At 72.5% G+C, this 13163-nt stretch carries 13 protein-coding genes; 3 read left to right on the plus strand and 10 right to left on the minus strand.

All coding sequences use genetic code 11. The annotated features are described in order from the left end of the window. Both ABT336_RS24270 and ABT336_RS24275 read left to right on the plus strand, forming a co-directional pair. A partial coding sequence (locus ABT336_RS24270; RefSeq protein WP_350899389.1) for a hypothetical protein occupies positions 1-828 on the plus strand: 828 nt, incomplete at its 5' end. 112 nt (positions 829-940) lie between these two features. Then, positions 941-1678 (plus strand): IclR family transcriptional regulator, encoded by a 738-nt coding sequence (locus tag ABT336_RS24275; protein WP_350899391.1) that lies wholly within the window; start codon positions 941-943, stop codon positions 1676-1678. 11 nt (positions 1679-1689) lie between these two features. Here ABT336_RS24275 and ABT336_RS24280 read toward each other — a convergent pair whose 3' ends face one another. The 3 genes from ABT336_RS24280 to ABT336_RS24290 all read right to left on the minus strand — a co-directional run bounded on the left by ABT336_RS24280 (position 1690) and on the right by ABT336_RS24290 (position 3437). Further along, positions 1690-2451 carry an IclR family transcriptional regulator gene (locus ABT336_RS24280; RefSeq protein ID WP_350899393.1) on the minus strand — a complete coding sequence of 254 codons (762 nt, stop codon included), beginning with the start codon at positions 2449-2451 and terminating at the stop codon, positions 1690-1692. Between the two features lie 132 nt (positions 2452-2583). Further along, positions 2584-3000, minus strand: a complete 417-nt coding sequence (locus tag ABT336_RS24285; protein ID WP_350899395.1) for a nuclear transport factor 2 family protein — start codon at positions 2998-3000, stop codon at positions 2584-2586. Further along, entirely contained in the window at positions 2988-3437 is a 450-nt protein-coding gene (locus tag ABT336_RS24290; protein ID WP_350899397.1) for a VOC family protein, read from the minus strand. The genes ABT336_RS24285 and ABT336_RS24290 overlap by 13 nt, the downstream gene beginning before the upstream one ends. A 189-nt stretch (positions 3438-3626) precedes the next feature. Between ABT336_RS24290 and ABT336_RS24295 the strand changes: the two genes are divergently transcribed. Next, positions 3627-4655 carry an aldo/keto reductase gene (locus ABT336_RS24295; RefSeq protein WP_350899399.1) on the plus strand — a complete coding sequence of 343 codons (1029 nt, stop codon included), beginning with the start codon at positions 3627-3629 and terminating at the stop codon, positions 4653-4655. Between the two features lie 75 nt (positions 4656-4730). On the opposite strand, the gene ABT336_RS24300 is transcribed toward ABT336_RS24295, so the two are convergent. From ABT336_RS24300 to ABT336_RS24330, 7 genes are all read right to left on the minus strand, one after another. Further along, the gene (locus ABT336_RS24300) at positions 4731-5645 is read right to left on the minus strand and encodes an ABC transporter permease (RefSeq protein ID WP_350899400.1); all 915 of its coding nucleotides are present in this window, start codon (positions 5643-5645) and stop codon (positions 4731-4733) included. After that, the gene (locus tag ABT336_RS24305; protein WP_350899402.1) at positions 5642-6901 is read right to left on the minus strand and encodes an ABC transporter permease; all 1260 of its coding nucleotides are present in this window, start codon (positions 6899-6901) and stop codon (positions 5642-5644) included. The genes ABT336_RS24300 and ABT336_RS24305 overlap by 4 nt, the downstream gene beginning before the upstream one ends. Then, the gene (locus ABT336_RS24310) at positions 6901-8493 is read right to left on the minus strand and encodes an ABC transporter ATP-binding protein (protein WP_350899404.1); all 1593 of its coding nucleotides are present in this window, start codon (positions 8491-8493) and stop codon (positions 6901-6903) included. The genes ABT336_RS24305 and ABT336_RS24310 overlap by 1 nt, the downstream gene beginning before the upstream one ends. Before the next feature lie 36 nt (positions 8494-8529). Beyond that, positions 8530-9612 carry a BMP family ABC transporter substrate-binding protein gene (locus tag ABT336_RS24315; protein WP_350899406.1) on the minus strand — a complete coding sequence of 361 codons (1083 nt, stop codon included), beginning with the start codon at positions 9610-9612 and terminating at the stop codon, positions 8530-8532. A 25-nt stretch (positions 9613-9637) separates the two neighbouring features. Continuing rightward, positions 9638-11074 carry an amidohydrolase family protein gene (locus tag ABT336_RS24320; RefSeq protein WP_350899408.1) on the minus strand — a complete coding sequence of 479 codons (1437 nt, stop codon included), beginning with the start codon at positions 11072-11074 and terminating at the stop codon, positions 9638-9640. Beyond that, entirely contained in the window at positions 11071-12093 is a 1023-nt protein-coding gene (locus tag ABT336_RS24325; RefSeq protein ID WP_350899410.1) for a zinc-binding dehydrogenase, read from the minus strand. The genes ABT336_RS24320 and ABT336_RS24325 overlap by 4 nt, the downstream gene beginning before the upstream one ends. 163 nt (positions 12094-12256) lie before the next feature. Further along, the coding region (locus ABT336_RS24330; RefSeq protein WP_350899412.1) for a PucR family transcriptional regulator at positions 12257-13163 on the minus strand (907 nt) is incomplete at its 5' end.

Here is a 13163-nt window from a genome sequence, read left to right on the forward strand (position 1 = left end):
ACCCTCCTGCTCGCCGCCGCCGGCACCCACCGCCACCTGCCCGACGACCCCGCCGGGCAGGTGGCCGGGGGCGTCGCCCACCACCTGGACCACCTGCCGGTCCCGGCCGCCGCCGTGGTGGCCAAGAGCGGTCCCCCCGGCATCCTCACCGCCGAACCCGGCGCGATGTTCCTGCGGGTACGGCTCCAGACCCGCCACCATCCGGTCCTCGCCCGCGACACCGCCGTCCCCCCGGGTGGGTTGATCATGAACCTCCCCCCGGTCCTGGCGGCGCTGGAGACGTTCCGGCGGGCCCACCTGGACGCCCGGGCCGACCGCAGCGACCAGGTCGGCGCGGAGGTGGGCGTCGGCTCGGTCGGCGCGGGCCGCCCCGGCAAGCCCGACCTGCTGCCGGGCCGCCTCGACCTGCACCTGTACCTGGTGACGGTCCCCGGCGACGAACCCTCCGCGATCGTGGCCGACCTGCGTGACACCCTCACCCGCGCCCTGGCAGACACCCCGCTGCGCGACTGTGTGCTGGACGTGGCCGGGTGGCCGGTGCACTCCGCCGCCGCCACGCCGAACGACGCGCCGATCAGCCGCCACGCCCACGTCGCCTGGCAGGCTGTGCACCACGCGCCACCGACGCCGATCCGGGGCTGGACCGGCTCCACGGACGGGGTGGTGCTGCGGGGTCGGGGCGTACCCACCGTCCGGCTCGGTCCGGCCCCCCTCGTCGGGGACCCGGACGATCCCCGACGGGACCGGTACGAGGTGGCGGAACTCGTCCGTTTCGCCCGCCTGTACGCGCGGATCGCGGTGCATTCCGGTACCGCATCGACAGACTGAGGTGCCGCATGCCATGATACTGTCTCACTTGACGCACGAAGGAATCCACATGGCGGACGGCAGTCCTCCGTCGGAGAAAACCCCTGACCAGAGTGCTCCGGCGATTCAGACCGTGCAACGTGCGGCGGTCATCCTCAACGCCTTCACCCCGGCCCGTCCACGGCTCAGCCTCAACGAGCTGACAGCCAGCCTCGGCACCAGCAAGGCCACCGCGCACCGCTACACCAAGGCGCTGCGCGAGAGCAACCTGCTGCGCTACGACGAACGGGAAGGGCTGTACTCCCTCGGCCCGCAGATCCTCAGCCTGTCGGCCGCCGCCCGCGCGGCCATGCCGGTGATCAGCATCGCCGGCCCGCACATGCAACAACTCGTCCGGGAGATCGACGAGACGGTCGTGCTCAGCGTCTGGGACGGCGACACGGCCGTCGTGGTCCGCGCCGACGACAACACCGACCGGGTGATCCGGGTCAGCGTCCGGACCGGTTCGCGGCTGTCGCGTACCGCCTCGGCCCAGGGGCGGGTCTTCTGCGCCTTCCTGTCCGCCGACGACATCCCGGGACTCGCCGCGGACCTGGCCGCCTCCGCCGAACTCCGCCACGAGGTCGACAAGATCCGGCGGACCGGCATCTCGGCGAACACCCCCTCGGTCAACGGGGTCCGCAGCATCGCCGCCCCGATCTTCCGGGGCAACACCCTGATCGCCGCGATGGCCATCGTCGGCACCACCACCTCGGTCCCCGAGGGCACCGACAGCCCCTTCGCCGCCGCCCTCCAGCGCGCCGCGAAGGTGATCACCGCCGACCTGGGCAGCAGCATCCTCGACGGCAACGGCCACCACCCGAGGCGGTGACCCCACCCGGGTCACCCGACGGCCGAACCGAGCCCCTCGGACAGTTCGCCGGCCACCTCGACCAGGTGGCCGGCGGCAGTGGCCTGCGCCGCACCGGCCAGCGCGGCGTCGGTGCCCAGCACCGCCAACGCGGCCACCACCTGACCGTGCTCGTACACGGGGGCGGCCAGGACCCGCACCCCGAAGTCCTCCGGGGAGTTGACCGCGTACCCGTCCCGCAGGACCTGGGCGACCACCGCCCGCAACGACGCCGACCCGCGCAACTGCCGGGCCACCACCGGCGACTGCGTCGACGGCAGGTACGCGCAGAACACCCGACCCTGCGCGGATCGGGTGAGGTCCAGCGGTGACCCGGTACGGACACTGAGCCGCACGTCACCGGTGGTGTTGTCCATGCACCGCACCACCGTCGGGGCCTCCCCGTTCCACACACTGAGCACAGTGGTCAGGTTGGTCGCCTGCATCAACCGGTCCAGGTACGGCTCGGCGGCGGTGACGATCGGCAGCGCCGCCCGGGCGGCGGCCTCCATCGCCAGGATCTGCGGCCCCAGGGTGTAGGTGGCGGTGGCCACGTCGAACCGGAGCAGGTTCGCCGCCCGCAACGCCCGCGCGTACCGGTGCGCGGTGGCCCGGCTGATCTTCAGGTCGGCGGTGAGCTCGGTCAGGGTCAGCCGAGGCCGGGACGCCGAGAACGCCTGCAGGATCGTGGCGGCACGCTGCACGGTCTGGATCGCCGGTGCCTCGCCGCCAGCCTCCTCGACCCTGCCCGCCATCGCGTCACCTCGCGCTCGCCGTCCACCCGGATGACGAACTCTACCGACAGCGACCCGCCGTCGGCGACACCCCGGTAGGGCGGGCAGGTCGCCGGGGCCGCAGCAGCCCCGACGACTCGTCTCCCGGACGGGTCAGGTCCCGTCGGCGGCGGCGATCTGACGCGTGACCTCGGCACCGTCCCAGTAGTCCACCCGGTGGGCGACGAGCCCGTCGGAGTCGACCCGGAACCGGAACACCCCCCGCACCGTCACCGGCGCCCCGCCCGCCGAGGCCAGCCGGAACGACATCCGGTACGCCACGGCGGCCCGGTCCCCGTCGACGAGCACCTCCTCGACCTCGTAGCGCAGCGCGACGAAGTCGGCCAGGAACCCGTCCAGCCGGGCCCGGTAACCGGCCCGACCCGCCACGCTCCGACCGGCGGCACTGGTGTGCTCGTTGACGAAGTCGGCACTGACGCAGCCGGCGATCGCGTCGGCGTCACCGGCGTTCAACGCGTCCAGGTACCGCCGCACCCCGTCGCGGGTACGCTCCGCGCTCAGCTGCCCCACACCCGCTGGACGGTGTCGTACACCTGCTGGTCGTGGGAGATCTCGATGACGTTGCCGTCCGGGTCCTTCAACGCGCAGATGTAGCCCACCGGCGGGGGCATCTGCCGGGGCTCCCAGTGCAGGCAGCCCAGCTCCCGGGCGCGGGCGGCGATCTCGTCGACGTCGGAGCGCTGCGGCACCTCGACACCGATGTGCGCGAACGGGTGCAGCAGACCGAGCTGCCCACCCTTGTCCTTGTTGAACGAGACCAGCACCAGCACGAACGGCGTCTCGACCTGCTTGTCGTTGGAGAGCCAGACGCTCTCCCCGTCGGCGTCGGCGAACCGTTCCACCACCACCAACGGGGTGAGCGAGGTGTAGAAGTCGATCGCCTTGTCGAGGTCGCCGGTGGGCAGCGCCACGTGCGTCCATCGGGCGTGAGTCAGGCCGGTCGCCACGTTAACCTCCACCGTACCGAAATGTGTACAAGAACATCGCAGCTCCCAGCCTAGGCAGCGGTCGACGGCGGGTCGATGTGCCGCGGACACAAACCCGGCGCACCCGTTTCGACCTGCGGGTACGGTGCCGGCGGGCGGTCGACGTGCCAGCGTGGTCGGCACACCCGTCAACAGGAGGTCGACCCCATCATGCAGTACCGCAGGCTCGGCGCGAGCGGCGTCGAGGTCAGTACCCTCTGCTTGGGCGCCATGATGTTCGGCGCCTGGGGCAACGAGGACGAGCAGGAGTGCCACCGCATCGTCGGTGAGGCCCTCGACGCCGGCGTCAACTTCGTCGACACCGCCGACGTGTACGCCCAGGGCCAGTCCGAGGAGATCCTCGGCCGGGCGTTGCGGGGACGCCGCGACGACGTCGTGCTGGCCACCAAGTTCCACGAGCCCATGGGCACCGACCGCAACCGCCGGGGCAACTCCCGACGCTGGATCACCCAGGCCGTCGAGGGCAGCCTGCGGCGGCTGGGCACCGACTGGATCGACCTGTACCAGGTCCACCGTCCCGACCCCGACACCGACGTCGACGAGACCCTCGGCGCCCTGTCCGACCTGGTCCGCCAGGGCAAGGTTCGGATGATCGGCACCTCCGCGTTCCCCGCCGAACGGATCGTCGAGGCCCAGTGGGTCGCCGAACGTCGGCACCGGGAACGGTTCACCACCGAACAGACCGGATACTCGATCATGGCTCGGGGGGCGGAGGCCGCCGCGCTGCCGACCAGCCTGCGCCACCGGCTCGGCGTCCTGGTGTACAGCCCGCTCAACGGGGGGTGGCTGACCGGCAAGTACCGCACCGCGCAGATCCCCGACGACTCCCGGGCCGGACGCAACGGCGACCACTTCGACTTCCGGGACGCGCAGATCCGCGACCGCAAACTCGAACTGGTCGGCCGGCTCCAGGAACTGGCCGACTCGGCGGGCCTGACCCTGATCGAGCTGGCCCTCGGGTTCGTGCTCAGCCACCCGGCGGTGACCAGCGCGATCATGGGTCCGCGTACCCTGGCGCAGCTGCGCAGCCAGCTCGGTGCCGGCAGCCGGGGTCCGCTCCCCGCCGACGTCCTGGACCGCATCGACGAGCTGGTCGCCCCCGGCCACACCGTCAACCCGGCCGACGCCGGCTACCGGCCGCTGGAGCTCACCGAGGCGGCCCGCCGACGTCGCGGCTGAACCCCGCACGCGACACGAGGCGGGGCCTGCCCCACACCGTGCGGTGTGGGGCAGGCCCCGCCTCGTCGCAGCCGGTCAGACCGTGCCGCGGTTGAAGGGTTGGGCCAGCGCCCGGGGCTCGTGGTCCTTGGTGGCGAAGAAGAGCATCGCCAGCAGGGCCAGCACGTACGGCGCGGCGATGAGCAACTGCGAGTTGACGGTGATGCCCAACGCCGGCAGGGCCAGCCGGGACGCGTCGGCCAGGCCGAACACCACACAGCCGATCAGGGTACGGCGCAACCGCCACGCCCCGAAGATCACCGCGGCGATCACCAGGTAACCACGACCGGCGGTCATGTTCTGGTTGAACGAACCGACCTCACCCACGGCCAGGTACGCCCCACCGAGCCCGGCGAGCAGGCCCGCCCACAGCAGCGCCTGCCGGCGGCGCCGGTTGACCTGGATGCCGCTGACGTCGGCGGACTGCGGGTTCTCCCCGACCGCCCGGAGCTCCAGCCCCCAGCGGCTGCGTTCCACCAGCCACCAGGTCAGCGGGATCACCGCCAGCAGCAGGTACACCGGCCAGCGTTGGGTGAACAGCAGCGGACCGATCACCGGGATGTCCCGCAGCACCGGGACGTCGACCTGCCAGACCTGGTGGCCGGTGAAGCTGCTGACCGTGATCAGGTAGCTGGTCAGGCCGAGGACCAGGGCGTTGAGGACCAGACCCACCACGAAGGTGTTGATCTGCGCCCGGTGGGAGAGGTTGGCGTGCACGAACGCCACCGACATCCCCACGAACGCACCGGCGACCAACCCGATGGTGGCGCTGCCGGTGGCGCTGGCCACCGCGATCGACCCGAAGGCCGCGCCGAGCATCATCGCCTCGACGGAGATGTTCAGGGTGCCGGCCCGTTGGGCGACGTACTCGCCGCAGGCGGCGAACGCCAACGGCACTGTGAGCCGGGCCCCGCTGGACAGGATGGTGGCGATGTTGTCGGCGGCGCTCATGCCGGTCTGCCTTCCATGACGTTGCGCGTGCTCGCGGTGGTGGGGCCGCCGGTCGCGTCCGTCGCCGGAACCTGGGCGTCTGCTCCGTCGCGCGGAGCCGGGCCGGTCGGCGTCGGGGTGGCGGTGGGCGTGGTCGGGGTTCCCGACGAGCCGCTCGGGCGGCGTCGACGCAACATCCCGATCACCACCGGCGGTGCGACGAAGGCCAGCACCAGCAGCGCCTTGACCACGTCGACCAGGATCGACGGCACCCCGGTCGCGGCGAGGAACCCGCCGCCGGCGCGCAGCACCCCGAACAGCACCGCGACGGGGATGGACAGCAGCGGGTTGTTCCGGGCCACCAGGGCCACCAGCAGGCCGTCCCAGCCGATGTTGAGCGACATGCCCGGCTGCAGGCGGTTGGTGCCGACCGGGCTGGTCAGCAGCAGCGCCCCGGCCAGGCCGGCGAGCGCACCCGAGGTGGCCAGGGCCAGGCCACCGAGCAGGCCGACCTTCACCCCGGCGTGCCGGGCGGTCACCGGGTTCAGGCCGAGCATCTTGAGCCGGAAACCCCACCGGGTCCGGGCCAGGGCCAGGGCCAGGGCGACGGCGACCACCAGGGCCAGGATCAACCCGGTGTTGACCTGCAGGTTCGGGAACTGCCCGAAGGAGACCAGCCGGGCGTTCTCCGGCAGCGGGTTGGACTGCGGGGAGACCACCCCGGTGCCCAGCCGGGACTCCTGCAACAGCCACGGGGTGTTCACCGCGAAGGCGACCAGCTGCTGGGCCAGGAACGTCATCAGCAGGGTGCTGACCACGACGTTGACTCCCCGGAACCGGTACATCAGCGCGCTGAGCCCGGCCCAGGCGCCGGAGGCCAGCAGCGCCGCCAGCAGCACCACGACCAGCAGCAGCGGACCGGGCAGGGCCAGCCGCAGGCCGACGAAGGCGCCGGCGAGCGCCCCGATGAGGACCTGCCCCTCCTGGCCGATGTTGAAGAACCCGGACCGGGCGCTGACGCAGGCGCCGACCGCTACCAGCAGCAGCGGTGCGACGTACAGCAGCGAGCTGGTCCACGCCGACTGGCTGGCCATGCCGCCCTGGTAGAGGGCCTTCGCGGCGGCGATCGGGGACCCGCCGGTGGCGGCGATCAGCAGCGCCGACAGGCCGAGGCAGATGGACACGGTGACCACCGTGGCCGCACCGACCTGCCAGCCGCCGACACCCGGGTTCAGCCGGTTCAGCAACCGCCGGCCGGCGGCGTCGGTACCCGCCATCAGTGACTCACCCCGCCGACGAGCATCCCGAGCCGCTCGGCGGTGGCCTCGGCGGTCGGCAGCACCCCGACGACCTTGCCGGAGGAGATCACCGCGATCCGGTCGGCCAGGGCCATAACCTCCTCCAGCTCGGTGGAGATCAGCAACACCGCCACCCCTTCCGCGGCAGCGCGCCGCAACCGCAGGTACATGTCTTCGATCGCACCGACGTCCAGGCCGTGCGTGGGCTGGGCGGCGACGAGCGCCTTCGGCCCGGCGGACAACTCCCGGGCCAGGACCACCCGCTGCTGGTTGCCGCCGGAGAGGCTGCGTACGGGGGTGTCGGGCGACGGCGCGACGATGTTGAACTCGGTCATCTTCTCGCGGGCGAACCGGTTCATCCGTCGGCGGCTGAGCACACCCCTGGTGCAGACCCCGTCCAGGGACTTGATGACCAGGTTCTCGGCGATGGTCATGTCCAGCACGACCCCGGAGCGGTGCCGGTCCTCGGGCACGACACCCAGGCCGGCTTCGTGCATGGAGCCGGGCCGGTTCAGGTCGACGGGTCGACCGGCGACCTCGACGGTTCCGGTGTCCGGGACGACCAGCCCGGAGAGCAGGTCACCGAGGGTGGCCTGGCCGTTGCCCTCCACCCCGTACAGGCCGACGATCTCGCCGGCGGCGACCTCCAGGTCGAGCCTGTCGAGCAGGGGCAGCCCGCCGACGAGCACGCTCACCTCGTGCAGCCGCAGGGCCGGCGGACCGGCGGGTGCCGGGGTGGGCGGGCTGGCGGCCGCCGGTGCGGCGGTCTCGTCGGAGTGCCCCCCGGTGGGTGCCTCGACGGGCAGCAGACCGAGGGCGGCGCTCTCGTTCTGCAACGACACCTCCCGGCCGACCATCTGCCGGGCCAGCAGCTGCGGGGTGGTCTCCGAGGTCTCCCCCTGGAACACCACGGCGCCGCGGCGCAGCACCGTCACCCGGTCGGTGGCCGAGATGATCTCGGCCAGCTTGTGGCTGATCAGGATCACCGCGCGGTTCTCGGCCTGGACCACCCGGCGCAGGACGCCGAACAGTTCGGCCGACTCGGCCTGGGTGAGCACCGAGGTCGGCTCGTCCAGGATCAGGACCGAGGGGTCCCGCCGCAGGCACTTGATCAGTTCGACCCGCTGCCGTTCCCCGGCGGAGAGCCGGTCCACCCGGGCCAGGGGGTCGATCGGCAGGCCGTAGCGGCGGCCCACCTCCTCGACCTGCGCGCAGGCCGCCGCCCGGTCGACCCGACCGGTGTCGCCGAGGATGACGTTCTCCCAGACGGTCAGCGGTTCGATCAGGCTGAAGTGCTGGTGCACCATGCCCAGTCCGAGGTCGGCTGCGACCTGCGGGGTCTCGATCTCGACGGATCTGCCGTCGCGGTCGATCGTCCCGGTGTCGCGCTGCACCAACCCCAGCAGGATCTTCATCAGGGTCGACTTCCCGGCCCCGTTCTCGCCGAGGAGGCCGTGGATCTCACCGGGTCGTACGGTGAGATCCACGGCGTCGCAGGCGACGACCGGACCGTAGCGCTTGCTGACCCCGCGCAGGGTGAGAGCGGGCGTCACCTGGTCGTCAACGTCCACAGTCCGTTTCACCTCGTTGGTCGTCGTTCGCGGGGGTCAGGAGCCGAGTCGGGCGACTTCCGCGTCGGCGTCGATCTTGCCGCTGGCCACGTCGGCGGCGAAGGTCTCCATCTGCTTGTCGAGCTCCGGCTTGTCACCGCAGATCTTGACGGTCGGGTACGGGTCCACGCCCAGCTGCCAGGTCTTCTTGGTGCCCAGCTCCAACTCGCCGTCGGCGAACTGGGTCAGCGCGGCCTCGAAGTACGCGCCCGGGTCGTAGATGACCGAGATGTCGAAGCGCGGGTCGGTCGAGTCGCAGCGGTCGGTGCCCGGGGTCAGGGTCAGCACGTCCCGGCTGTTGGCGAGCTTCGTGGCGGCGTCGGTGGCCCCACCCAGGTACGGGTAGATGACCTTGACGCCCTGGCTGATCTGCGCCTGCACGGCCTCACGGGCCTTGGCCGAGTCGTTGAAGTCACCGGTGTAGGTGACGGTCAGGTCCCCCTCGGGCACGACCATCCGGATGCCGGCCCTGAACGCCTTGGCGGCGTTGACGGAGAAGTCGACCTCGTCGCCGGTGACGAACCCGGCCTTGGTGGCGTTCTGCTCCTTCATCATCAGCCCGGCCGCGTACCCGGCGGCGAGCATGCTCTGGTTGGGGTCGTCGCTGGCCAGGACCACCCGGGGGGTCTGCGGGATGTTTTCCGACGACGGCACGTACCAGGCGGTCTTGGCGCAGGCCGGCTCCTCGGAGGCGGGGATGGCGTCCTTGAGCTCGGAGGCACCGAGGGCGACCATGTCCACGCCCTGCTGACACAGGGCCCGGGCGGCGTTGAGGGCCTCGCTGGGCGGCACGCTGCCGCGCTTGATGATCTCCCAGCCCTTCTCCTTGGCGAACGTCTCGGCGCCGACGACGAAGCTCTGGTAGTAGCCGTTGTCGTTGATGTCGCCGGGGCTGAGGACCCCGATGACGACCTTGCCGTCACCGTTGGTGTCGGGCTGGCCGGACAGGACCGTGGTGGTCCCGTCGCCGGACGAGGTGCCCGGGGCGGTCGCGTCGTTGCTGGCACAGCCGACCAGGGTCAGGCTGACGGCCGCGGTGGCGGCCAACGCCACCCGAGCCCGTCCAATTCGCTTGGTCATGTCATGTCCCTTTCAGGTGACGGCGTCACGCCGGTCGGGGAGTCCGGCGCGCGCGGTACTGGGCCGCTGGCACTGTGGGCCAGCGGTGGGGGATGTCGATGCCGGCCCGGCGCAGCAGCGCCGCCCGGCGCTGGGTTGCCTCGGTGCGGAGGGCATCGACGTCGACGGTGGTGATCCGGCGGTCCCGGACCACCGGCCTGCCGTCGACCAGGACGTCCCGCACGGTGTGCCCGGCCGCGCCCCAGACGAGCTGGGTGGGCAGGTCACCACGGGGGATCCAGGAAACGGTGCGGGTGTCGAGCACGACCAGGTCGGCGGCCTTGCCGACCTCGATCGAGCCGGTGAGGTGCCCCAGGCCCACGGCGTTAGCGCCGTCGACGGTGGCCAGGGCGAAGATCTCGTCGGCGCGCAGCGGGTCGGTGACGCCCCGGTCCCGGTCCACGCCGGCCAGCAGCCGGGCGGCCCGCCACACGTCCGGGGTGTCCCCGGCGTTGTGCGAGTCGGCTCCCAACGCCAGCCGGCCCCCGGCCCGCAGGAACTCGGTGTGCCGTCCCGCCCGGGTGAAGCCCTGACCGAGTCGCAGGTAGGCGCCCGGGCAGGAGGCGATCGCGGTGCCGCTGTGGACCAGCGCGGCCAGTTCGGCCTCGTCGATCCAGACCGCGTGCCCCAGCACCAGGCGGGGGCCGAGGACACCCAGGTCACGCAGGTGCAGCACCGGCCGGTTCCGACCGGCTGCGGCGTACGCGGCGACGTCGTCGGGGCCGGGTGACAGGTGCAGGGTCATCGGGACGTCCAGCCGGGCGGCGAGGTCGGCCGCGCCGACGAACAGCTCGTCGCTGACCAGGTCGTGGCCGACCAGGGTGATCCAGCCGGTGACCAGGTCGTCGTCGGCGAGCGCGGCGACGGTCTCGGCCTGCGCGGCGAGGGTCTCGGCGGCCGGTGCCGCGTACGGCGCCCCGGGGGTGTCCCATCCCCAGCGGCCGACCCGCCCCCGGATCCCGGCGGTACGCAGCCCGGCAGCGACGCGCAGCGGGTGGGCGACGGTGCCCGGCTCCAGCAGTGTGGTCACGCCCTGGGTAAGCGCTTCGACAGCGGTCAGCGTCGCGGCCAGTTCGTCGTCGTCACCGTCGACGGCGGCGTGCAGGGGCACGATCCAGTCGAAGATGGCCTGCTTGGAGGGGACGTCGTCGGGGATGCTGCTGCGCACCAGGGGGTCGGCGGTGGTGTGCTGGTGGGCGTTGACCAGGCCGGGCACCACCAGGCACCCGGCGGCGTCGAGCTCCGGGCTGCCCGGGTGGGCGGCGCGCAGGGCGTCGGTGGGGCCGACGGCGGCGATCCGACCGTCGACGACCGCGATGGCGGCGTCGGTGACCACCTGACGGTCGGGGGCCATGGTGACCACGTCGGTGTCGACGATGAGCAGGTCGGCGGGGGCCGGGGTGACCGGCGGGACGGCTGTCACGGCCGCACGAGGATCTTGCCGAGGAGGTCGCCGGCGTCCTGGCGGGCGTGCGCCTGCGGCAGCTCGGCCAGGGGGTACTCGGCGGCCCGGGGGACCCGCAGCCCGCCGGTGAAGTAGCTGTCCAGCATGGCGGCGAAGTCGGTCGGGGCGTACGCGCCGGTGCCGAGCAGTCGCAGTCCCCGGTGGTAGATCTCGGACAACGACAGCTCGACCCGGTCGCCGCTGGTGTTGCCCAGCAGCACCAGCCGACCGCCGGTACGCAGACTCGCCAGCGAGGAGGGCCAGGTGGCCGCCCCGACGTGGTCGATCACCACGTCCACCCCGCCTGCGGTGTGCTCCCGGACGGTGGGGGCGGTGTCGGCGTCGAGGCCGAGGACCAGTTCGGCGCCGAGGTCGGCGGCGAGGGTCCGCTTCGCCTCGTTGCGGGCCACGCCGACGACCCGGGCACCGGCCTGTCGGGCGAGCTGCACGGCGGCGATGCTGACGGCGCTGGCGGCGGCGTGGACCAGCACCCACTCGCCGGGCTTGACCTGCCCCACCCGGTGCACCGCCTGCCAGGCCACGCTCCAGGCGGTGGGCAGGGCGGCGGCGTCGGCCAGGTCGACGTGGTCGGGCACCGGGTGGACCACTGCGGCGGGCACCGCCACGTACTCGGCGAACCCGCCGGGGCGGCTGCCGCCGACCACCCGTAGGTCGGGGCAGTGGCCGGGGTGTCCGGCGGCGCAGGTCGGACAGCCGCCACAACCGACCGTCGGGTCGACGACGACTCGCTGACCTGCGCGTACGGTTGTCACGTCGGTGCCGACGGCGACCACGTGGCCAGCGACGTCCATGCCGCCGACGTGGGGCAGGGCGAAGCCGGGCAGGACGCCGACGCGACGCTGGATGAGGTCGAGGTGGTTGAGCGCGGCGGCGTGCACCTCGACGACGATCTCACCGGGGCCGGGCTCGGGGTCGGGCAGGTCGCGCAGGGACAGGACCTCTGGTCCCCCGAACCCCGTCTGAACCATCGCCCGCATGACACCCTCCGGCCGGTCTACCAGTCAATATGCCGTCTTGCATTGTGATTTCGGCTGCTTAGCGAGGTACTTTGCCTGCGGCTGGTCGGCCTGTCAACGCCTCGCCCCAAACTGACCATGGGCTGTTACAAACCGGTGCCTTTACAGGCCTTCTGACCTGCTCTCATACCGTCTCGGAGCCGCCTGCCAGCAGCTCCCGGGCGGCCAGCGCGGCCCGCAGCACCACGGCGGTGCTCGGATCCAACGGATCCACCCCCAACAGCCGTTTGATCAGGCCCACCCGGTAGCCCACCGAGTTGCGGTGCAGATGCAGGCGTTGGCTGACCGCCTGCCGGCTGCCCGAGGTGGCCAACCAGCAGTCCAGGGTCGCCAGCAGGTCGGCCCGGTGCGCGATCGGTCCCAGATGCCGTCGGACGAACCACCGCAACCGCTCGTCCGGCACTGCCAGCAGCAGCTGCGCCAGCCCGGCCTGGTCGAAGGGGAGCTCCACCGGCCGCTCCCCCACGTCGACAACGAGCAGGTCGAGCAGACGGTCGGCGGCCCGGAACGACTCGTGGGTGTCGGCCGCCCCGGTGACCGGGTGACCGCTGGCCACCCGGACCTGCCCCGGGCCGACCATCCGGTCCAGCCGGGTCCGCAACCGGGTCAACGCCCGCTCGACGTCACCCTGCACCAGGGTCCAGGCCCGCGCCCCCTCGGCCAGGACCGGACGGTCCAACCAGTTCAGCGCCGATCCCCACCGTCGGTGCTGGGCGCCGGTGTAGGCCAGGGCGGCGACCGCGTGCGGCTGGTCCAGCCGCCACCCGTACGTCCCGGCCGCCCGGACCAGGTCGGCCTCCCCCTGCGTCGACAGGTCCCCCCCGCGCAGGGCCCGCAGCACCGCCGGGGCGTCGGCGTACGCGCAGGGCTGCGGCGACTCCCGGCGGACCCCCTCGATCAGCAGTGCGGTGACCGCCGACCGGGCGAGGTCCAGCTGCCCGGCGGTCACCGGCTCGGCCAGCAGCAGGACACCCAGCCGCCGTGGCCCCGAACCCACCGGCACCGCCCGACCGGTCCACCCGTCGGCGCAG

The organism is Micromonospora sp. NPDC000207 (assembly GCF_040300925.1).
In the GTDB taxonomy this organism is placed as follows: domain Bacteria; phylum Actinomycetota; class Actinomycetes; order Mycobacteriales; family Micromonosporaceae; genus Micromonospora.